The organism is Ancylobacter gelatini (assembly GCF_022601675.1).
GTDB lineage: Bacteria > Pseudomonadota > Alphaproteobacteria > Rhizobiales > Xanthobacteraceae > Ancylobacter > Ancylobacter gelatini.
The window spans coordinates 83,055-104,198 of record NZ_JAKVIL010000003.1; the positions used below are offsets into that span (position 1 = coordinate 83,055).

The 21,144-nt window shown below is 67.8% G+C and carries 19 protein-coding genes; 10 read left to right on the forward strand and 9 right to left on the reverse strand.

Features of this window, described 5'->3' with window-relative positions; genetic code table 11:
* Positions 1-107 precede the first annotated feature (107 nt).
* The 5 genes from MKI84_RS06560 to MKI84_RS06580 all read right to left on the reverse strand — a co-directional run bounded on the left by MKI84_RS06560 (position 108) and on the right by MKI84_RS06580 (position 5,145).
* A complete protein-coding gene (locus tag MKI84_RS06560) occupies positions 108-1,277 on the reverse strand; it encodes an AbrB family transcriptional regulator (protein WP_241617729.1) in 1,170 nt (389 codons plus the stop codon).
* A complete protein-coding gene (locus MKI84_RS06565; protein ID WP_241617731.1) occupies positions 1,274-2,632 on the reverse strand; it encodes an amidase in 1,359 nt (452 codons plus the stop codon). The genes MKI84_RS06560 and MKI84_RS06565 overlap by 4 nt, the downstream gene beginning before the upstream one ends.
* Before the next feature lie 91 nt (positions 2,633-2,723).
* Positions 2,724-3,449, reverse strand: a complete 726-nt coding sequence (locus tag MKI84_RS06570) for a GntR family transcriptional regulator (protein ID WP_241617733.1) — start codon at positions 3,447-3,449, stop codon at positions 2,724-2,726.
* 25 nt (positions 3,450-3,474) lie between these two features.
* A complete protein-coding gene (locus MKI84_RS06575; RefSeq protein ID WP_241617735.1) occupies positions 3,475-3,672 on the reverse strand; it encodes a hypothetical protein in 198 nt (65 codons plus the stop codon).
* A 21-nt stretch (positions 3,673-3,693) separates the two neighbouring features.
* Positions 3,694-5,145: an amidase gene (locus MKI84_RS06580; RefSeq protein WP_241617737.1), complete on the reverse strand. Its 1,452-nt coding sequence runs from the start codon at positions 5,143-5,145 to the stop codon at positions 3,694-3,696.
* 309 nt (positions 5,146-5,454) lie between these two features.
* On the opposite strand from MKI84_RS06580, the gene MKI84_RS06585 reads away from it, so the two are divergent.
* The 8 genes from MKI84_RS06585 (at position 5,455) to MKI84_RS06620 (ending at position 15,660) form a co-directional block, all read left to right on the forward strand.
* Positions 5,455-8,043, forward strand: coding sequence for an EAL domain-containing protein (locus MKI84_RS06585; RefSeq protein ID WP_241617739.1), 2,589 nt, complete (start codon positions 5,455-5,457; stop codon positions 8,041-8,043).
* Positions 8,044-8,430: 387 nt separating this feature from the next.
* A complete protein-coding gene (gene galE, locus MKI84_RS06590; RefSeq protein ID WP_241617741.1) occupies positions 8,431-9,396 on the forward strand; it encodes a UDP-glucose 4-epimerase GalE in 966 nt (321 codons plus the stop codon).
* A 315-nt stretch (positions 9,397-9,711) separates the two neighbouring features.
* Positions 9,712-10,716: an NAD-dependent epimerase/dehydratase family protein gene (locus MKI84_RS06595; RefSeq protein ID WP_241617744.1), complete on the forward strand. Its 1,005-nt coding sequence runs from the start codon at positions 9,712-9,714 to the stop codon at positions 10,714-10,716.
* Positions 10,717-10,884: 168 nt separating this feature from the next.
* Positions 10,885-12,180: a lipopolysaccharide biosynthesis protein gene (locus MKI84_RS06600; protein WP_241617746.1), complete on the forward strand. Its 1,296-nt coding sequence runs from the start codon at positions 10,885-10,887 to the stop codon at positions 12,178-12,180.
* Between the two features lie 12 nt (positions 12,181-12,192).
* Positions 12,193-12,711 (forward strand): serine O-acetyltransferase EpsC, encoded by a 519-nt coding sequence (gene epsC, locus MKI84_RS06605; RefSeq protein WP_241617747.1) that lies wholly within the window; start codon positions 12,193-12,195, stop codon positions 12,709-12,711.
* A 1-nt stretch (position 12,712) separates the two neighbouring features.
* Positions 12,713-14,032, forward strand: a complete 1,320-nt coding sequence (locus MKI84_RS06610; RefSeq protein ID WP_241617749.1) for a UDP-N-acetylglucosamine 1-carboxyvinyltransferase — start codon at positions 12,713-12,715, stop codon at positions 14,030-14,032.
* Positions 14,029-15,066: a UDP-N-acetylmuramate dehydrogenase gene (gene murB, locus MKI84_RS06615; protein WP_241617752.1), complete on the forward strand. Its 1,038-nt coding sequence runs from the start codon at positions 14,029-14,031 to the stop codon at positions 15,064-15,066. Before MKI84_RS06610 ends, murB begins: the two co-directional genes overlap by 4 nt.
* A 180-nt stretch (positions 15,067-15,246) precedes the next feature.
* Entirely contained in the window at positions 15,247-15,660 is a 414-nt protein-coding gene (locus tag MKI84_RS06620; RefSeq protein WP_241617754.1) for a DUF2177 family protein, read from the forward strand.
* 90 nt (positions 15,661-15,750) lie between these two features.
* Here MKI84_RS06620 and MKI84_RS06625 read toward each other — a convergent pair whose 3' ends face one another.
* Genes MKI84_RS06625 through MKI84_RS06640 form a run of 4 tightly spaced genes read right to left on the reverse strand, consistent with a single transcriptional unit; the run spans position 15,751 to position 18,710 of the window.
* Positions 15,751-16,560 carry a DUF1295 domain-containing protein gene (locus MKI84_RS06625; RefSeq protein ID WP_241618373.1) on the reverse strand — a complete coding sequence of 270 codons (810 nt, stop codon included), beginning with the start codon at positions 16,558-16,560 and terminating at the stop codon, positions 15,751-15,753.
* 8 nt (positions 16,561-16,568) lie between these two features.
* Positions 16,569-17,447: an alpha/beta hydrolase gene (locus MKI84_RS06630; RefSeq protein ID WP_241617756.1), complete on the reverse strand. Its 879-nt coding sequence runs from the start codon at positions 17,445-17,447 to the stop codon at positions 16,569-16,571.
* A gap of 7 nt (positions 17,448-17,454) precedes the next feature.
* Positions 17,455-18,135, reverse strand: coding sequence for a ChrR family anti-sigma-E factor (locus tag MKI84_RS06635; RefSeq protein ID WP_241617758.1), 681 nt, complete (start codon positions 18,133-18,135; stop codon positions 17,455-17,457).
* Positions 18,132-18,710: a sigma-70 family RNA polymerase sigma factor gene (locus MKI84_RS06640; RefSeq protein ID WP_342593617.1), complete on the reverse strand. Its 579-nt coding sequence runs from the start codon at positions 18,708-18,710 to the stop codon at positions 18,132-18,134. Before MKI84_RS06640 ends, MKI84_RS06635 begins: the two co-directional genes overlap by 4 nt.
* A gap of 301 nt (positions 18,711-19,011) precedes the next feature.
* On the opposite strand from MKI84_RS06640, the gene MKI84_RS06645 reads away from it, so the two are divergent.
* A complete protein-coding gene (locus MKI84_RS06645) occupies positions 19,012-20,358 on the forward strand; it encodes an NAD(P)/FAD-dependent oxidoreductase (protein WP_241617762.1) in 1,347 nt (448 codons plus the stop codon).
* The gene (locus MKI84_RS06650; RefSeq protein ID WP_241617764.1) at positions 20,358-21,143 is read left to right on the forward strand and encodes a DUF1365 domain-containing protein; all 786 of its coding nucleotides are present in this window, start codon (positions 20,358-20,360) and stop codon (positions 21,141-21,143) included. Before MKI84_RS06645 ends, MKI84_RS06650 begins: the two co-directional genes overlap by 1 nt.
* Position 21,144: the final 1 nt, after the last annotated feature.

Below are 21,144 nucleotides of genomic sequence, written 5' to 3' on the forward strand. Positions count from 1 at the left end.
GCCCGGTATCGGGGCACGGGGCACCGCCCGGCGCGCGGGGCTGACGATATGAAAGATGACGATAGGGAAGGTGTGGCGCCGCGCGGGGATCGGTGCGGCGCCGGGGCTCACAGCTTGCGTTCCCAGAAGCGGAACAGCGGGGCGGTGAGCGTCGCCACCAGCACGATGCGCACGAAGTGCCAGGCGGCGACGATGGGCGGGGCGAGGCCGAGCGCCTCCGCCGTGAGCGACATTTCGGCGACGCCGCCGGGCGAGGCGGCGAGCACGGCGGTGGGGAAGTCGACATAGCCCGACACCGCCCAGGCAATGGCGACATTGGCGAGCAGCAGCAGCAGGGTGGCGACCACCGTCGCCGGCACGAAGCGCGAGCCGAACCGGCGCAGCGTGAGCCAGTGGAACCGCGCACCCAGCGAAATGCCGATGGCGATCTGCGCGATGGCGCGGGCATAGGGCGGGGCGGCGATCGGTTCCTGCGCCATCAGGCCGAAGCCCGCGCCGACGATGAGGCCGCCGAGCAGGAAGGCGTTGAAGATGCGCAGCCGGTTCATGACCTGCGCGCACACCCCCGCCGTCACCACCCCGGCCGCGAGCATCAGCGTCGACATTTCGGGGCGGTGGCTGAGCGGGACCGTGGCGGCGTGGTGCATATAGAGCGTCAGCCCGGCCGGCACGGTGAGCACGATCACCACCACACGCAGGCTCTGCGCCACCGAGACCACGGTGATGTTGGCGTTGAACTGGTGCGCGAGCCCCGCCATTTCCGCCAGTCCGCCGGGCATCACCGCGAAGAAGGCGCTGCGCCGGTCGCAGCCGCCGAGCCGGGCAAGCGGCAGCGACAGGAGCACCGAGACCAGGATCGAGACGACGCCGGCGAGCGTGATGATGAGCCCGAGATCCAGTACCTGCCGACCGACCTCGGGCGTGAAGAACACGCCGACCGCGAAGCCCGCGACGCTCTGGCCGTATTGGCGCACGAAGGCGGGAACCGGCAGGGAAAAGCCGGTCATGCTCATGAGCGCCGCGCAGAACAGCGCGCCGAGCAGCCAGGGCAGGGGCGTGTGGCCGAGGTGGAACAGCAGGCCGGCCAATGTCGCCAGCGCGCCGCCGCCGATCACCCGTCCCCAGTCCGGCAGGCGGTTGAAATGGCGTTGCAGCAGGGCGCCGGCCAGCGGCTCGGGACGCGTGGCCTCGACCTCGCGCTCGATCTCTTCCTCGATCTCCTCCTCATTGCCCGCGCCGGTCAGCGGGGAGCCGGTCTGGTCGGTGCGGTCGGTCATGACGGCACCTCCCCGCACACCCAGCGCGCCAGCGCGCAGAGCCGCGCATCCATCTGCGCCGTGCCGGCGAGCTGGAGGCCCCAGGGCAGGCCGTCGGCCGCCATGAGCGGCAGGCTGAAGCTGGGAAAGCCGAGCCACGACCAATAGGCGAGATAGGTGCGGCTGCCGGTGAGCGCGTGGCCCTTCGGCGCGGGGCCGGAGGCGGCCGGCAGCACGAAGGCATCGGCGTCGAGCGCGGTCAGGGTGCGGGTGGTGAGGCGGCGGGCGATGCTCTGCTTCAACCGCAGTTCCTCATAATCCAGCGCCGTCATGTCGCGACCGCGCGCGATCAGGCCATGGATGCGCGGGCCGATGGCCTCGCCATGCTGCTCGACATAGTCGCGATAGGGGAAGCGCATGTCGTAGGTCACCATGTCGAGCGAGCCGTCGACATGGGCATCGAGATAGGATTCCAGCGCGCGCACCTCCTCGCTGTCCTCGCGGCCGATGAACTCCACGCCGCGCGCGGCGAGGGCGCGGCACTGCGCGTTGAAAATCTCGCGATGCGCGACGGACACCTCGTCCCAGCCCTTGAGGGTGAGCCGGATCAGCCGCCGGGGCTTGGCCGGCGCCGGGGCGCTGTCCGCAGCGCCGGCGAGGCGCGGATGGCCGGGGCTGCCGATCGCGGCGATCGCGGACGCCGCCGCCCACAGCTCATCGAGCGAATTGGCCAGCAGGCCGAGATGATCATGCGTCACCGAGAGCGGGTGGACGCCGCCGGTCGGCAGCGCGCCGAGCGTGCCCTTGTAGCCGAAGCAGCCATTATAGGAGGCGGGGCGCAGCACCGAGCCCTGGGTCTGGGTGCCGAGCGCCAGCGGCAGCAGGCCGGCGCCGACCACCGCGCCGGAGCCGCTCGAAGATCCGCCCGGCGTGCGCTCGGTATCATGGGCGTTGACGGTGGGGCCGGGGCCGCCAATGGCGAATTCTGTGGTGACGGTCTTGCCGAACGGGATCGCCCCGGCCTCGCGCAGCGCGGTGACGCAGGCGGCGTCACGCCCGGTCATGCGCCCGGCAAAGGCGGCGTTGCCGCAGCCGGTGGGCATGTCGCGGGTCTCGATGATGTCCTTGATGCCGACCGGGCAGCCATCCAGCACCCCGCGCGGCCGGCCGGCGCGGTAACGCTCGGTCGAGGCGTCGGCCGCGCGCCGGCAGGCCTCGACGTCGAGAAAGGCGAAGGCGTGCAGCGTGGCCTCCCGCGCGAGCACCCGCTCAATGGTCGCCTCCATGTCCTCGCGCGGCGTGCGCGCGCCCGACAGATAGGCGCGGCGCCGCGTGGCGAAGGGCGTGAGCGGCGGGGCGGGCGGCGGGCTGTACATGAACGGTGTCTCCAGGGCAAAAGAGGGCCGGCTGCGCCGGAGGCCGGCACAGTGGGCGGGTTCGCGATGTCTGGCCGCGCGGGCCGGGAAATCAGTCGGATTCGGACACGTAATGGGCGTCGTTGCAGGCGCGCATCATGCGCCACTCCAGCGGCGTACCCTTGAGGTCGAAGCCGATGCGCTCGATCTGCAGCATCGGCTCGCCCAGGGCGACGCCAAGAAGCTCGACATCGTTGGCCTCGGCCTTGACGGCCGTGACCTTCTCCTGAACCTTGGCGATGATGATGTGGTACTGGCGCTCCAGCAGCTGGTAGAGCACCTCGGGCCGGGTCGCGTCGATCAGCACGCCGATGCCCGGCATCACGTCCTCGCGCAGCGCCAGATTCTCGATCACCAGCGGTCGCTTGCGGAACAGGCGCAGGCGCCGCACGCGGGCGATATGCGCGCCGCGGCTGATGCCCAGCGCGCGCGCCTCCTGCGCCGAGGCCCGCGCCGGGTTCACGTCGATATAGGCGGTTTCCTGGTTCAGGCGCTCGCCGTCGCTGGTCACCAGCCGGTAATAGCGCTGCACCTCCTGGCGGTGGGTGTGCATGGCAACCGTGGTGCCGCGCCCGCGCTGGCGCACCAGCAGGCGCTGGTCGGCCAGTTCCTCGATGGCCTTGCGCGCCGTGCCGACGCTCACGCCATATTCCGCGGCCAGCGCGTTCTCGCTCGGCACCAGCTCGCCCGGGCGCCACTCCCCGCTCTGCACCCGCCGGAGCAGGTCTTCCTTCATCCGGAGATAAAGCGGTTTGGCCGCTTCCGCTGCCTCTGCCATCGCCACCATGATCCTGTCGCCGTCCTCAGAATTCCTCATGAGGATAGACGGGCGGGATCGGGTCGACATCATCCATCTGTGGTCCGATGACCGCTTCGATCTCGTTCAGCGCCTTCATCCACAGGGAGAGGCGCAGATAGACATTGCGGATCTCGTCCTCGGGGACCGGGACGCCCTGGAGCGCCAGCGCGGCGCGGACGTAATCTTCGGAGACTTCATACATGGCCGGCTCCTTCTCGCGGGTTCACGCCGCCATCGGCGCCAAGGTGGCGTCCAGTTCCGGCAGATGGCGATACCAGCCCGCCGCGCGCTCATAGGCATGAGCGATGTTCAGCAGATCCGCCTCGCCGAACGGGCGGGTGGCGAACTGCAGCGCCAGCGGCAGGCCCTCGCCGGAGAAGCCCATCGGCACCGAGATGGCCGGCACATTGGCGAGACTGAACGGATAGACGCTGATGCGCCGTTCCATCAGCCGCACCACGGCCTCGTCGGAGGATTCGACCTTTTCCTGTTCCTGCTCGATCGGCTTGGTGGCGCGGATCATGGTGGGGCTGACCAGCGCGTCGAACTCCTTCATCGCCTCCAGCACCTGCCGGCGCACCACGACGCGGGCGCGCATGGCGCGGTTGTAGACTGTGGCGGGGATCAGCGAGGAGGCGGCGAGGCGGGTGCGGGTGCCGACATCGAAGCGGTCATAGCGGTCGCGCAGATACTTCTTCACGAACCAGGCGGCGACGTCGGCATCGGTGCTCAGCAATTGCAGCGGCACGGCGTAGAGCGCCAGCGGCAGCGAGACTTCCTCGATCTGCGCGCCGAGGCCGCGCAGCACGTCGAGCGCGGCGGAAAAGGCGGTCCTGACCTCGTCGGTGGTGCCGCTGCCCCACGCGATCTCGCGCACCACGGCGATGCGCCGGCCCTTTATCGAGCGCTCCAGCCCGGCGGCGTAGGCATCGGCCGGGCGATGGCTGCACAGCGGGTCGCGCGCGTCCGGGCCGGCGATCGCCTCCATGACCCGCGCGATGTCGCCGACGCTGCGCGCCAGCGGGCCGATGGTGTCGGTGGTGTAGGCTTCCATCACGCCGCCATGGCGGCTGACGCGGCCATAGGTCGGGCGCAGGCCCGCGACCCCGTTGAGCGCGGCGGGGCCGCGCACCGAGCCGCCGGTGTCCTCGCCGAGCGAGAAGGTGCACATGCGCGCGGCCGGCGCGATCCCCGAGCCGGTCGAGGAGCTGGAGGCGGAGTAGGCCGGGTTCCACGGGTTGCGCGGCTGGCCATAGGGGAAGGTGAGCGTGCCGCCCTTGCCGAATTCGTGCAGGTTCTGCTTGCCGAGCAGGATGGCGCCGGCGGCCTCCAGCTTCTCGATCACGGCAGCATTGCCGGGGGCGACCATTTCGTGCGGGTCGAGCACCTTGGTGGCGAGCGTGGTCGGGAAGCCGACGGCGTGCAGCTGGTCCTTCACGCCATAGGGTATGCCGTGGAGCGGGCCGCGATACCGGCCGGCGGCGATCTCGGCCTCGGCCTTGCGCGCGGCGGCGAGGGCGCGCTCGCCATCGACGGTGATCCAGGCGTTCAATATGCCGTCCCAGCGATCGATGCGGGCAAGGCTGGCGCTGACCAGATCCACCGGGGAGATGGCGCCCGTGCGTATCAGGGCCGCCTGTTCGCCACCGCTCAGAGCCGTCAGTTCGTCACTCATGCCTGCCACCACATGTCGATGCGCCACTGCCACTTGGGCAAGTTCTATATAGAATAACCTGTATAATTTTGTCGAGGCCTGCGCCGTCGCTTCCCGGAAAATTCCGATCCTGGCCCGGCATGGCGCGCAACTGGCCGTGGACCGGTTCCGGGCCGTGCATTATGCTACCGGCGAGAAGGTTGCCGGCGCGCGCGGTCGGCTGAGGTCGCCGGATGCCGGCGGTTTCGCGCATGGCGGATGGCGTCGCCGCAACGGGTTTCGCCCGGTGCGCAGGAATGGGGACGGGATTGTGAGGTAATGGGCGCGGGCATGGATATCAGTCCCGACACCGCCGTCTTTCAGCTCCTGCAGGGGCCGGTGGGGGACCGGTTGCTGGAGGCCGTCCTCGTCATCGACGGGACGGATGTGGCGCTGTTCAATACCGCCGCCGAACGTCTCTGGGGCTATGGCCGCGCGCAGATCGTGGGCTGCCCCGCCGCCCGGCTCTGGCGTGGCGACCAGCCCGGCCCGCCGGCCCCGCTGCCGGATGCCGGGGACGGGCCGCGCGCGCTCCTCATCCGCTGCGCCGATGGCCGCGATGTCGCGGTGCGGGCCTCGGTGACCCGCCTTGCGGACGGCATGGTGATGGTGGCGGTGCTGCCGGACGAGGGCGGCGGGGCCGATCCCGGCGCGCATCTGCGCTGGCTCACGCTGTTCGTCAACGGCACCGTCCATGCCGTCGCCCTGCTGGACGAGGCGCGCCGGGTGGTCCACGTCAACCCGGCCTTTACCCGCATGTTCGGCTACACGCTGCCCGAGATGGCGGGCCGGTTGCCCGGCGAGGTGCTGGCGAGCGCGCGTGCCGCGGACGACGAACACCCGGGCGCGGCGCGGCACCGGGAATGGGGCGAGGGCGGCGGGAGCAGCGACCTGCTGGCCACCGACCGCAGGGGCCGCGACATCTGGGTCCGGATCACCGACCACCCGGTGCGCGACATGGCGGGCATCAACCGCATGACGGCCTGCGTCGCGGTGGACATCACCCGCGAAAAGCAGATCGACCATGTGCGTCAGAAGGTGCTGGAGGCCGTGGCCAGCGACCTGGCGCTTCGGGACGTCGCCGATTTCCTCTGCCGCCGGGTGGAGGCGCTGGTGCCGGGCGTGGCCGCCTCGTTCGTTCGCGTCGATGCCGAGCGCCGGCTGCGGGTGCTGGCCGGCCCCAGCCTGCCGGAGGCCTACCATGCCGCGGTGGAGGGCGCCCCCATCGGGCCGCTCAACGGCAATTGCGGCACCGCCGCCTTTCTCGGGACCAGCGTGGTGGTCACCGATATCCTCACCGATCCCCGCTGGGCGAATTTCCAGGAGATCGGCCTGCCGAAAGACCTGGTTGCCGGCTGGTCCTCGCCGATCAAGCGGCGCGACGGCTTGGTGATCGGCACCTTCGCCTTCTACTACCGGGAGCATCGCGGGCCGAATGTCTGGGAGGAGCAGATCGTCGCCGCCTGCCTGCATCTGTGCGCGATCGCGCTGGAGAATGACGAGGCCAAGCAGCAGATCGCCCGGCTCTCGCGCTTCGACGCGCTGACCGGCCTGCCGAACCGCCCGCGCTTCCACGAGGACCTGATCGAGGAGCAGGGCGGCGCCCACCGCCCGACCGCCTATATGCTGTGCGACATCGACGAATTGCGGCACGTCAACGAGACCTTCGGCCACGCCGCGGGCGACCGGGTGATCGCCGAAGCGGCGTCGCGGCTGCGGCGGCTGTATCGCGGCGAGGAACAGGTCTATCGCTTCGCCGGCGATTCGTTCCTGATCGTGCTGCCCCAGTGCAGCGCGGAGCGGGCCTCGGCCATGGCCGAGAAGACCCTGAAGGCCGTGGCCGGGCCGGTCGAGATCGCCGGCGTTTCGCTGAAGATGGCGGCGAGCATCGGCATCAGCCTGTCGCCGCTGAACGGCATCGATGGCGACACGCTGGTGCAATATGCCGGAACCGCGCTGGCGCAGGCCAAGGCCACCAAGCGCGCCACCTATCGCTTCTTCAGCCCCGACATGGACAGCATGGTGCGCGAGCGCCTGAGGCTGGGCAACGCCCTGCGCCGGGCCATCGCCGACAAGACTCTGACGCTGCACTACCAGCCGCAGATCACCATCAGCACCTGCCAGCTCTACGGCGTGGAGGCGCTGGCGCGCTGGACCGACCCGGAACTCGGCAACATCACGCCCGGCATCTTCATTCCACTGGCCGAATCGCTCGGCCTGATCGAGGCGATCGGCGAATGGTCGCTGCGCGAGGCCTGCCGGCAGATGGCGGACTGGCGCGCGGAAGGCGCGGGAATTCCCTCGGTCGCGGTCAATCTCTCCGCGCCGCATTTCCGCAACCCCGCACTGCCGGACTTCATCGCCGGGCTGCTGCAGGAGTACGCGCTCCCGCCGGAATGCCTGACGGTGGAGATCACCGAAAGCCTGATGATGGACACCAATGCCGCGACCCTCGACACGGTGCGCGGGGTGCGCGCGCTCGGCGTGGGCCTGTCCATGGATGATTTCGGCACCGGCTTCTCCAGCCTGTCGAGCCTGCGGAGCCTCCCGATCACCGAGCTCAAGATCGATCGGAGCTTCATGCTCAATCTCAACCAGGATGCCACGGCGCGAGCGCTGATGACCGCGGTCATCCGCATCGGGCAGAGCCTGGGGCTGACCGTCGTCACCGAGGGCGTGGAGACGAACGAGCAGTTCGCGCTGCTGGCGAGCCTGTCGTGCCATGTGGCCCAGGGCTATGTGTTCTCCCAGCCGCAGCCGCCCGGGGCCCTTGCGGCATGGGTGGCGAACCACATGGCAAACCATCCGGCGAGCCTCGCGGCGAGCCTCGTGGCGCAGGCCGGCAACGGTTCCGCCGGCGGCGATCCCGCCCGTCCGTAAGCGCGGGGGAGGGCGCGATCCTGCCGGATGTGAGGCCGATCGTCCGGCATCCTCACCTGCACGCTCACCTGCACGCTCACCTGCACGAGCGCGCTGCATGGTTCGCCGGCGTCGGCCGGCCGCTATCCGTCGCCGACAAGACGGCTGCGCCCGTTACCTAAAGGCTTGATCCCGGCCATCGATGGTGCATGTTCAAGGCAACCGGCGCGGAAGGCGGACATGCGGGAGATTCTTCGCCGGCGATGTGACGGCGAAGGGTGGCGACGTGTCCACTATCTGTTACCTGAGATATTTATTTAAGTTTCGTCGTTTAGAATTTTTCGTGTTTTTCTGCGTTGAATCATAAGATTTTTCTTGAATTGTTTGTATTGGCGGGCGGTTGCGTAGATGAAAAACGTTCTGGTGACGGGCGGTGCCGGTTATATTGGCTCTCATGCCTGCAAGGCATTGAAACTGGCCGGCTATAATCCAGTCACCTTCGACAATCTCATCACCGGCTGGGCGGATGCGGTGCGCTTCGGTCCGTTCGAGCAGGGCGATATTCTCGACGCGGCGCGGCTCGACGACGTCTTCGCGCGCTGGCAGCCGGTGGCGGTGATGCATTTCGCCGCGCTCAGCCAGGTCGGCGAGGCGATGCAGGAGCCGGGACGCTATTGGCGCAGCAATCTCGTGGCTTCGCTCACCCTGATCGAGGCGGCGGTGCGGGCGGGGTGCCTGAACTTCGTGTTCTCATCGACCTGCGCGGTCTATGGCGATCGCGACGGCGTGGTGATCGACGAAAACACCGCGCAGGCCCCGATCAATGCCTATGGCGCCTCCAAGCGCGCCATCGAGGATGTGCTGCGCAATTTCGGCCACGCCTATGGGCTGCGCTCGATCATCTTCCGCTATTTCAATGTCGCCGGCGCCGATCCGACCGGCGAACTCAGCGAGCGACATCTCCCCGAGACCCATCTGATCCCGATCCTGCTCGAAGTCGCCAAGGGCCAGCGCGACCATGTGAAGATCTTCGGGAGCGACTACGCGACGCCGGACGGCACCTGCATCCGCGACTATATTCACGTCGCCGATCTGGTCGACGCGCATCTGCTCGGCCTGCGATGGCTTGAGGACGGGCGCGGCAGCAACGTGTTCTGCCTCGGCAGCGGGCACGGCTATTCGGTGCGGCAGGTGGTGGAGGAGGCCCGCAATATTGTCGGGCACCCGATTCCCGTGGTCATGGCGGATCGCCGGCTCGGTGACGCGGCGAGCCTCGTCTGCGGCAGCCAGCATGCCCTGCAGGAGCTGGGATGGGCGCCGCAGCGCTCGCTGCTGCCGATCATGATCGAAGATGCCTGGCGCGCCATGCGCTAGGCTCGCCATGAGCCGCACTTTCCAAATCCGCGCTTTCAGGCGCGCGGCTCGTGGCGCCGGAATTGCAGCGTCCGGCTTGCGGGGCGTCATGCCAGCGACGCGGAACTGCGGCAAACCCGTTGGTCATGGCGCGGCCTTCGTCCATTTTCAACCCGGCCGTGAAAGGGTAGCCTACACGTCTATTGACTTTATCCTCTGCATGCGAGACGTCCGTGCTTATTCCCTGTGGTGACGCTTGAATGTCTTGATCTGTCCGCGCTGATAACTTGAAGCCGTCACGCCAGATTTTCGATTTCTTTCGGAGTTTTTCTGATCATGCGCGTTCTTATTACAGGAACCATGGGTTTTATCGGGTTCCATCTGGCAAGGCGGTTGCTCGCGGATGGTCATTTCGTCACCGGCTACGACGCCATGACGGATTATTACGATCCGCAGCTCAAGCAGGCCCGGCTGGAGATTCTCCGGCGCTCCAACCAGTTCACGCCGGTGATCGCGCGGCTTGAGGACATGGAGACGCTGCAGCGCGCGGCCGAGGAAGCGCAGCCGGACGTCATCATCCACCTCGCGGCGCAGGCGGGGGTGCGCTACTCGATCGAGCATCCGCGCACCTATGTCGATTCCAACCTGGTCGGCTCGTTCAACGTGCTGGAAGTGGCGCGGCAACTGAAGCCGAAGCACTTACTGTGCGCGTCCACCAGTTCGATCTATGGCGGCAACGAGGTGATGCCGTTCCGCGAGATCGACAAGGCCGACCTGCCCATCACGCTCTACGCCGCCACCAAGAAGGCCATGGAGGCGATGGCGCATTCCTATGCGCATCTGTGGAACATCCCCACCACCTGCTTCCGCTTCTTTACGGTCTATGGCCCGTGGGGGCGCCCCGACATGGCGCTGTTCAAGTTCGTCGATGCCATCAGCAAGAACCGGCCGATCGAGATTTACGGCATGGGCGAGATGCGGCGCGACTTCACCTATATCGACGATCTGATCGAAGCGATCGTCCGGCTGATCGACCTGCCGCCGGAGCCGGGCAAGCCGGTGGCAGGGGGGATCGACACGCTGTCGGGCGTCGCGCCCTGGCGCACGGTGAACATCGCCGGCGGCACGCCGATCGGGCTTCTGGAGTTCGTCGAGGCGATCGAGAGGGCGCTCGGGCGCCCGGCGGAGAAGATCCTGCTGCCGATGCAGATGGGCGACGTGCGCGAGACCTTTGCCGACCACCATCTTCTGGAAGCGCTGACCGGCTACCGGCCGTCGACCACGGTCGAGGTCGGGGTCAAGGCGTTCGTCGACTGGTACCGCGGGCATTACGGGATATGAGGGGGGACGGAACCCGGCGTCCTGCCCGCAGGCCGGGCTTGTATTGGCCGGCGGAACAGCTCTCCCGCATCATCTCCGGACGACCGGCTTTTCCTGCCGGGACTTCGCACGGAGGTGTGACGCATTGCGGCGATCTGACCGGCTTTCTGGCGCGCGCCGAGGTGTGGCATGCATCGCATCATTGATGGTCTGCTCACGGGTAGCGCCGGGCGTGTCTATCGCGGGATGATGACGCTAACCATGGGGAGCGCCGCGGCGCGCCTGATCGGCGTGGCGAGCATCCCCATCCTGACGCGCATCTACGCGCCGACCGATTACGGCGTGCTGTCGGTGTTCACGTCGCTCGTCGCGCTCATGGTCCCGATCATGACCCTGCGCTATGCCGTCGCCGTGCCGTTGCCGCGCCACGACGCCATGGCGATGAACCTGCTGGTGCTGGCGGGCGGCCTGATGCTGGGCATGTCGCTGGTGTGGGCTGTCATCCTATGGACGTTCGGCCCTGCTCTGCTCGGGCTGCTGTCGATGGAAAAGCTCGAGCCCTGGCGCGGACTGATCGTGGTCGGCGCGATGCTGACCGCCACCTATGAACTGATGATGATGTGGGCGACGCGGCGCCGGGCCTATCGGGTCATCGCCCGGACCAGCGTCACGCAGTCGTTGATCGGCGAGGCGCTGAAGATATCGCTCGGGCTTCTGGGCCTGAAGCCTGCCGGACTGCTTCTGGGCCAGATTGCCGGGCAGAGCGGCGGCATCGGCACATTCCTTACCAAATTCAAGGCCAACTTCCTACGCAACTGGCCGAAGGTGAGCGTGCAGCGCATCGCCTTTCTCGCACGCTATTACCGCAGCTTCCCCGCCTTCCGCCTGCCGTCGCAGTTCCTCCTGGCCCTGTCGATCCAGTCGCCGATGCTGTTCATCGCATCGACCTACGAGGCGGGCGTCGCCGGCCAGTTCGGGCTGGCGACCATGGCACTCGCCCTTCCGGCCAACCTGATCAGCCAGTCGATCGGCACGGCCTATTACGGTGAAGCCGCCGCGCTCTCGAAGAAGGCGCCGGGCAAGATTTACGCGCTCACCCGCAAGCTTCAGATCAATCTGCTCGCGATCGGCATCCTGCCGACCACGATCCTGTTTTTATGGGGCGATCTGATCTTCTACTATGCCTTTGGCCACCGATGGGATGAGGCGGGGCGCTTCGCCATGGCTTTGGCGCCCTATCTCTTCGTGCAGATTACGTCGACGCCGCTGATCCAGTCGCTGAACATCTTCAACAAGCAGTTGGTCTTTCTCTTCATCAATGCAGCCCGTCTTGCCATTCTGGCCCTGGCCTTTGTCCTGTCGAGAAAACTGGCACTGGATGCGCCGACTTTCGTTGCGATATATAGTGTCATTATGACAATATTTTACGCTTCCATAAGCGTGTTCATCATATTGTTTCTTCGTGGATTGGCAAAGAACAACTGAGCACTGATCGCTATGACCGACGTCAAGACTATTATTAAATTTCTGCTGATGGATTCTGGTGTCAGGTTTTTTTTCTATCGCTCCTGCATGCATTTCTTTTATTCGCGTGGCTGGTACTGGACCTCGCGATATATCTCGAACAGGTTGCAGCGCGCCTATGGCGTCTATCTGCCGCCGAATACGGTGATGCCGAGATCCGTCATCCTGCGCCATCCCATTGGTGTGGTGATCGGTGAAGGCGTGGTGCTTGGCGAGAATGTGGTGATTTATCAGAACGTCACGCTGGGCGGTGCCCGCGTGGGCGATGCAAAAATGATGCGCTACCCTACAATCGGCGACAACACCGTCATTTTTGCCGGCGCGGTGCTTCTTGGGAAAATCAAGATAGGCAAGAATTGCACCATTGGTGCAAATGCCGTTGTCTTGCAGGATGTGCCCGACAATGCGACCGCCGTGGGGATACCCGCGCGGATTATTTTGAAACCCAACCCATTGCAGATCTCAGCGACTGTCGATCAAGAGGCGGATTAACATGGTGGCGAGCATCCTCAGAGTCCCCACTCCCGAAGCCCGCGAGCCTGCCAAGGCCACGACCGGGAATGTCCTGCGCGTCTGCGGTCCCAGCGCGCTCAACGGCGAGGTCGCGCTGAGCGGCGCCAAGAATTCGGCGCTCCGACTGCTCGCGGCCAGCCTGCTGACCTCGGGCACCGTGACCCTGACCAATTATCCGTCCGAACTGCTGGACGCGCAGCTTCACGTCGAGATGCTCGACGCGCTGGGCAAACGCTGCGAGCTGGTCTCTGCCGACGAGATCCGCATCGCCGAGGTCAGCGTGCCGCAGTCGCGCCTGGAGTGGACGCGGCGCTCGATCCGCAACACGCTGCTGATCCTCGGCGCGCTCACCGCCCGCACCGGCGCGGGCAGCGTGCCGCTTCCCGGGGGCTGCAAGCTCGGCGAGCGCAAATATGACCTGCACGTCATGCTTCTGGAAAAGCTCGGCGCGCGGGTGTGGGAAGACGGCGACTATCTGTGCGCCGAGGCACCGAACGGCCTGATCGGCACCGACATCTACCTGCCGATGCGCTCCACCGGCGCCACCGAGAACGCGATCCTTACCGGCTGCCTCGCCAAGGGCGTGACCCGGCTGTGGAATCCCCATATCCGCCCGGAAATCCTCGACCTCATCGCGCTGCTGCGCAAGATGGGCGCCAAGATCCGCGTCTTCGGCCAGGAGCATATCGAGATCACCGGCAGAGAGGGCCTGCACGGCGCCGAGCACCGCGTGATCGCCGACAACATGGAAGCCATCACCTGGGTGGTCGGCGCGGCGGTCACCGGGGGCGATATCGAGATTCGCGACTTCCCCTATGACGACCTCGAAAGCGTGATGGTCCACCTGCGGGCGGCAGGCGCCCGGTTCTACCGGGGCGACACGTCGCTGATCGTGCGCGGGGGCACGTGCTACCCGATCGAGATCAGCACCGGCCCGCATCCGGGCATCAATTCCGACGTGCAGCCGATCCTTGCGGCCTGGGGCGTCAAGGCGCGCGGCGAATCCCGCATCGTCGACCTGCGCTTCCCCGGCCGTTACGGCTATGCCGAGGAAATGGCGCGCATGGGCGCCTCCTACGAGGAGGATGGCGACATGCTGCGCATCCACGGCAATGGCGGCGCGCTCAAGCCCGCCACCGTGCGCGCGCTCGACCTGCGCGCCGGTGCCGCGCTCTCGCTGTGCGCCCTGATGGCCGAGGGCGAGACCGTGATCACCGATGCGTGGCAGATCTCGCGCGGCTATGTGAACTTCGCCGAGAAGCTGACCTCGCTGGGGGCCACCTGCCGATGGGAGGCGTGAGCAAGCCCAAGGCCGCGGATGCCGGCGAGGCGCTCGCGCGCGATCTGGAGCGGCTGTGCCCGGGCGGCGTGTTCGCCGATGTCTCGCTGGCCGATATCAGCCGCTGGCGCATAGGCGGCACCGCCGACCTGATCGTGCGCCCGCGCAGCACCGAGCAGCTCGCCGCGTTGCGCGGCTATATCGCTGCGCGCGGGCTGGCCAGCGTGGTGATCGGCGCGACCAGCAACCTGCTGTTCGCTGATGAAGGGCTGCGCGCGATCGGCATCCAGATCGGGAGCGATTTCGCGTCGCTGTCGATCCATGGCGGCGAGATCGTGGCCGATCCCGGCGTGTGGGTTCCCGGCCTCGTGCGGGACAGCATGAGTGCAGGCCTGACCGGCATCGAGCATGCCTGCGGCATTCCCGGCACGCTGGGCGGGCTGGTGTGCATGAATGGCGGCAGCCAGCGGCGCGGAATCGGCGAGCGGGTGGTCACGGTGGAGAGCGTGGCGAGCGACGGTACCATCCACACCCGCACGGCGGAGGAATGCGGCTTCGCCTATCGCCGCTCGGTGTTTCAGAGCAATGGCGAGGTCATTGCCCGCACCACGCTGCAACTGGAGCCCGCGGCGGACAAGGCGGCGTGCCGGCGCGCGATCCTTGCCATTCTGATGGACCGCCGCCGCAAGTTCCCGCAGAAGCTGCCCAATTGCGGCTCGGTCTTCGTCAGCAACCCGGCCATGTATGCCGAATTCGGCCCGCCCGGCGCGATCATCGAGAAGCTGGGCTTCAAGGGGCGCCGGGTCGGCGGCGCGCTGGTCTCGCCGCAGCACGCCAATTTCATCGTGAATACCGGAACCGCACGCGCGGACGAGGTGCGCGAGCTGATCGTCTCCATCAAGAACGCGGTCATCGAGAAGACCGGTTACGCGATGGAGATCGAGGCGCGCTTCATTACGCCGGACGGCGCGATCCTGTCGCCGGACGCCCTCCCGCTCGGCGCCGCGAGCCTCGATCGGAACGGCGGTACGCTGGCGAGCCAACTGCCCGGGTGATGGGCCGTCCCCGGCTCGCCGCGCCGCGCGCGTCCCCGGGGCGCGGGCCCGCGCGGCGCCGGCTGCCGTCTCCACGCGCCAGGATGCGGGGGTGCTTGCTGCCGATCATGCGGGTCGCATTGATCCGAATCCCGATACGATCCGTATCGCCTCCCGAAACGCCAGAACGGGAAGGCCGTCATGCAGTGGATCGTCGCCTATGCCGCCACCGGCATCGTGTTCCTCGCCATCGATGCCGTCTGGCTCAGCCTGATGGCGAGCCGGCTCTACAAGCCCCTGCTTGGCGGGATGATGGCCGAGCAGGTGAATCTGCCACCGGCGATCCTGTTCTACCTGCTCTATGTCGTGGGCATCGTGGTGTTCGCGGTGCAGCCCGCGCTGGCCTCGGGGAAGTGGACGACGGCACTCGCGCTTGGCGCGCTGTTCGGCCTGATCGCCTATGGCACCTATGACCTGACCAACCATGCGACGCTGCGCAACTGGCCGGCTGTGATCACCGCCGTCGATCTGGCCTGGGGAACGGTGCTGACCGGCATTGCCGCCACCGCCGGATTCTTCCTCACCCGGCTCATCGCGGGCCCGGCCGCCGGCTGATGCTGCCCGCGCGAGGGGCGACGTGAACGTTCTTCTTTGACGGCATCTTCGGATGCGGACATGCCGGCGCGGGGGCTGGCCGCGGCGGCGCTATCGGCCGGGTCCCCGTGCGGGGCCGGGCCAGAAGGCGTTGACCCGCCGCTGATAGTCCCGGAACGCCTCGCCCCTTGAGCGCAGCATATGGGCTTCCGTCGGCGGTATGCCGGAAGCATGCACGAGCAGCACATAAATCAGCAGCGGGGCGAGCAGCGCGGCGACGCCCCACGCGTAGCCACCCGCGGGGTCTATGGCGATGGCCGGATAGGCGAGCCAGCCCAGCCATTCAAAGAAATAGTTGGGATGGCGCGTCATGCCCCACAGGCCTTGATCGCAGACCCGGCCGCGATTGGCGGGGATGGCGCGAAAACGGGCGAGCTGGCGGTCGGCCACGCCTTCGCCCAGCACGGCGGCGAGCAGCAGGACGACGGCGAGGCCATCTCCCGGCCGCCAGCCGGGGAAGGGGGCATGCGCCGCTGCCGCGATCGCCAGCACCAGAATCAGCGCCGCCAGTGCCTGCACCTGGAGGAACAGGAACAGCCTGCGCGAGGCGTGCGCACCCCATTGCCGGCGCAACTCGGCATAGCGCGGGTCGTCATGGCCCTGCCGGGTGCGCTGCAGGATGTGCAGGCCGAGCCGCAGCGACCAGATCGCCGCGAGGCCTGCGACCAGCAACTGGCGGGGGAGCCAGCTCTCCGCGCCAAAGGGCAGCAACGCGGCGGCGATGCCGGCGATGCCGGTCGCGAACGACCAGATGGTATCGACCCAACCGTGATTGCCGGTGCGCTCCGCCGCAAGCCACGCGCCCGCCATGGCGAGAGCGAGAAACAGCGCCAGCGCGGCGGAGAGCGATGCCGCGAGCATGAACCCGCTCATGACGCCGCCTCCCGGCGCCTCACGCCGTCGATGAAGGCGTCCATGTCGTCGAGCACCGGCGCGATTAGGCGCAGCGGCCGCGACAGCGCACCCAGCACGGTGCGGTGATCGACGCGCGGGTAACGCCGGAACGTGACGTCGCCGCCCTGCTGCTCCAGCCGCGCGGCAAGGCGGGCGGTGTTGCCGGGATCGACCGTGTGGTCATCGATGCCGGTGGCGAGGAAGGCCGGGACTTCGCCGCCCGCCACGAAGTTGATCGGCTGGCTGAGGGCGCGGCCGGTCTCCTCGCCGAAGATCTCCTCCAGCGTCCGGCTGTGCAGCGGCAGGAAGTCATAAGGCCCGGCGAGACCGATCAGCCCGGCAATGTCGCGCCGGCTGTCAAGGTCGACGCCTTCCAGCCATTGCCGGTCGAAGGCCAGCATCGCCGCGATATGGGCGCCGGCGGAATGGCCGGCGAGAAACACAAGGCTGGCGTCGCCGCCGAACTCGGCGGCGTGTTCGCGCGCCCAGCGGACCGCCCGCGCGCCGTCCTTCAGGAAGTCGGGGAAACGGACCTCGGGATAGACGCGATAGTCCGGGACGAGGGTGACGATGCCCCGGCTCGCCAGCGCCGCGCCGACGAAACGGTAGAGCGCGCGCTCGCCTTCCTCCCAGCCGCCGCCATAGAAGAACACCACGACGGGCCGGGGTCCGCCGGCCGCGCGTGGGGCGTAGATGTCGATGCCGTGGGGCGGACCTTCGGCATAGGACCGGTCCGCGATCAGGCGGACATCTTCGAGCCGGGCCAGCATGTTCAGGGTTGCCAGCGGCGCCATCCATGTGGTGGCGGCGCCTCCGGCCAGCAGTCCCAGCGCGATGAACAGGGCCTCGCGCATTGTGAACCTACAGGCGGACGAAGGGCTGGATCAGGCGGCCGAAGAAGCCGGTCAGCCGCATCCCGCCTTCCAGCGCGGCAAGGCAGATGCACTCGCCGTCGGGATCGACCACCGGCTGATGTTCGACCTCCGAGCCCATCTCGGTCAGGTCGCCGGGAAGGTAGCGGCCGAATTCGTCCGAGAACGAGCCGACCAGTATCTGGGTGAACTCGGTGCCGAAATGGCCGTGCTCGGGCAGCTTGCGCCCCGGCCCGACGCGCAGCAGCGTCAGCCGCTCCGCCGGATCGTTCGGCAGCGTCACCGCGCTGGCGCGAACGCCGATCCCGATCCAGCGCCACGGGCCGATCTCGCAATCCTGCAGCGGCCGGGGAAGCGGAATGCCGCCGGGCAGCAGCGCCGCGGCGCGGCGCGGGCGCCGAGCCATCGCGGCGGCGGTCGTCCCCGCGACATCCCGAGCCTCCTCGGCATCGATGGCGGCGAGGGCGGCGGCGAAGGCGTCGGGCGTCATCGGCGCCGGCTCGATCTCGTCCAGCAGGACTCCGCCTATGGCCTCGAACTGCGCCAGCCGAGCGCGGCAGACCGGGCAGCCGGCAAGGTGGGTCGCGACCACCATGGCCGGGCCGGCCGGCAGGGTGCCCGCCGCCAGGCGCATCAGCGTTTCGTCGGTCGCATGATGATGGATGGTCATTTGTCGCCTTCCAGCAGCGTGCGCAGCCGTCCGAGGGCGAGGCGCACGCGGGATTTCACGGTGCCGAGCGGCAGGCCAAGCTCGCGGGCAATCTCCGAATGGGCCTTGTCGCCGAAGAACGACAGGCGCAGCACCAGCGCCTGCTCGTCGGATAGCGCCTTGAGCGCCGCGCGCACGGCAGCCTCGCGCTCGCTCGCCAGCAGCAGCACCTCGCCCGACGGCGCGGTCTCGCTGTCCGCCGGGGGCGCCTGCTCGGCGGTGGCGGCGGAGCGGGCGCGGCGGAGATGATCGATCCGCAGATTGCGGGCGATGGTGAAGATCCAGGTGGCGGCGCCCGCGCGCGCCGGGTCGAAATAGGCCGCCTTGCGCCACACCGACAGCATCACTTCCTGCGCGATCTCCTCGGCAGTGTTCGCCGGCAGGCCGGACTTGCGCAGGAAGGCGGTCACCCGCGGCGCGAAGTGGCTGTACAGCCGGGCAAAGGCCTGCCGGTCGCGGTCGGCGGCGACGACCGTGATGAGCCGGGCAAATTCGCGGCCATCGGGCGCGGCGCCATCTTCCATCAGATGGGTCACGTTTCCTCCCCGCCGCGACGACGGGAGCCCGGCCGGCTCGCCTGAGTGAGTGTGTTCCAGCAGCGCATTCATGGTCCTTATACGCGCCGCCCGCATCGGCGGATCAGTGCATCGGCCGGGCGGCACGGAAGATAGGCGACAGGGCAGACGAGAGACATGGCGGACGGACGACATGGCGGATGAACGTCATGCCGGAATCGATTCAGCTGACGGAACGACAGGGTCGGGTGATCCATCGCTCGATCGCTTCCGTACTTTAGCCAACGCCGCCTTTCCACTCCATCGATCGAAGAGCTCGCACATGAACATTCGTCAGGACTTCGCGTCGGGCCGTTCGGTGCGCCTTGCCGTCATTGGCGCGGGTATTTCGGGCCTGGCGGCGGCGTGGCTGCTGTCGAAGCGCCATGACGTCACGCTGTTCGAGGCGGAGGGCCGGCTCGGGGGGCATTCCAACACGGTCGAGGTCGAGGGCGTGCCGGTGGATACCGGCTTCATCGTCTATAATGAAAAGACCTACCCCAACCTGACCGCGTTGTTCGAGCATCTCGGCGTGGCGACCCGCGCGTCCGACATGTCGTTCGGGGTCTCGCTGGATGGCGGGCGGCTGGAATATTCCGGCTCGGGCCTGCGCGGCCTGTTCGCGCAGCCGGGTAATCTGCTCTCGCCGCGTTTCGGGTCCATGATGACCGATCTGCTGCGCTTTTACCGGAACGCGCCGCGTGACCTGCCGTCGATGGGGCTGGAGAGTCTCGACAGCTATCTCGACGCCAATAAATACGGAGCGGCTTTCCGCCACGATCACCTTTACCCGATGGCGGCCGCGATCTGGTCGACACCCGCGGCCGATGTCGGCGCCTATCCGGCCGCGAGCTTCGTGCGGTTCTGCGACAATCATGGTCTGCTCCAGGTCACGGGACGGCCGGTCTGGCGCACCGTGGTCGGCGGCAGTCGCAGCTATGTCGCGCGGCTGCGCGAGGATTTCCGCGGCCGCATCGTGGCCGGGCGCGCCGTGCGTGCGGTTCGCCGGCGCCCGGGCGGCGTGGTCGTGGTCGACGCGGCCGGCGGTGAGAGCCATTTCGATCAGGTCGTGATCGCCACCCATGCCGACCAGGCCCTCGCCATGCTGGAACAGCCGAGCGAGGCCGAGCACGAACTGCTCGGCGCTTTCGGCTACAGTCGCAACGAGGCGGTGCTGCATGCCGATCCGCGCCTGATGCCACGCCGCCGTGCGGCATGGTCGGCGTGGAACTACCTTGCCGACCGCCGCGCCGAGAAGGCGCTCTGCGTGACCTATTGGATGAACCGGCTCCAGGAATTGCCCGATGACCGGCAGCTTTTCGTCACGCTGAACCCCGCGGTCGAACCCGATCCCGCCACCGTTGCGTATCGCGCGAGCTACGAGCATCCTCTGTTCGATGCGCGCGCCATGGCCGCACAGGCGCGGCTCTGGTCGCTTCAGGGCGATGGCGGCGTATGGTTCTGCGGCGCCTATTTCGGCGCCGGATTCCACGAGGACGGCTTGCAGGCCGGGCTCGCGGTCGCCGAATCGCTCGGCGGCGTGCGTCGGCCGTGGCAGGTGGCGGACGAGTCCGGGCGCATCCCCCTGCCGCGCTACCACGCGGCGCCGGCGGCACTGGAGTTGGTCTGATGGGCGAAACCGTCTCAGCGCTCTATGCCGGAACGGTGATGCATGTACGGCTGAAGCCGCGGCGCCACCGGCTTTCCTACCGCCTGTTCTCCCTGCTGCTCGATCTGGATGAGGTCGATACGCTCGACCGACGTTTGCGCCTGTTCTCGCGCAACCGCTTCAATCTGTTCAGCTTTCGCGACAGCGACTATGGCACGCCAGGCGGCGGGCCGCTGAAGCCGCAGGTGGAGGCCCTGCTCGCCGCCGCCGGGCTGGAGCCTGATGGCGGGCCGGTGCGGCTGCTCACCATGCCCCGCCTGTTCGGCTATGCCTTCAATCCGCTGAACGTCTATTTCTGCCACCGTCGGAACGGCGCGCTGCTGGCGGTGCTCTACGAGGTGAACAACACCTTCGGTCAGCGCCATAGTTACCTGATCCCGGTGCCGGCCGGGGCGCACGAGCCGTTGCGGCAGCGGGCCGAGAAGCGCTTCTACGTGTCGCCCTTCATGGACATGGATCTCGCCTATGCGTTCCGCGTCCACCCGCCGGCGGATGAGGTGCGCATCGCCATCCTTGCCAGCGATGCGGAGGGGCCGGTGCTGAGCGCGGTTCACCACGCGGCGCGGCGGCCCTTGAACGACGGCGAACTCGCCCGCGCCCTGGTCGCCTTCCCGTTTCTGACGCTGAAGGTGGTCGCCGGCATTCACTGGGAAGCCCTGCGGCTCTGGGCCAAGGGCATCGGCCTGCGTCCCCGCCCGCCCGCTCCCGAGATCGCCGTCAGCGTTTCGACTTCGCCCCGCCTTTGAG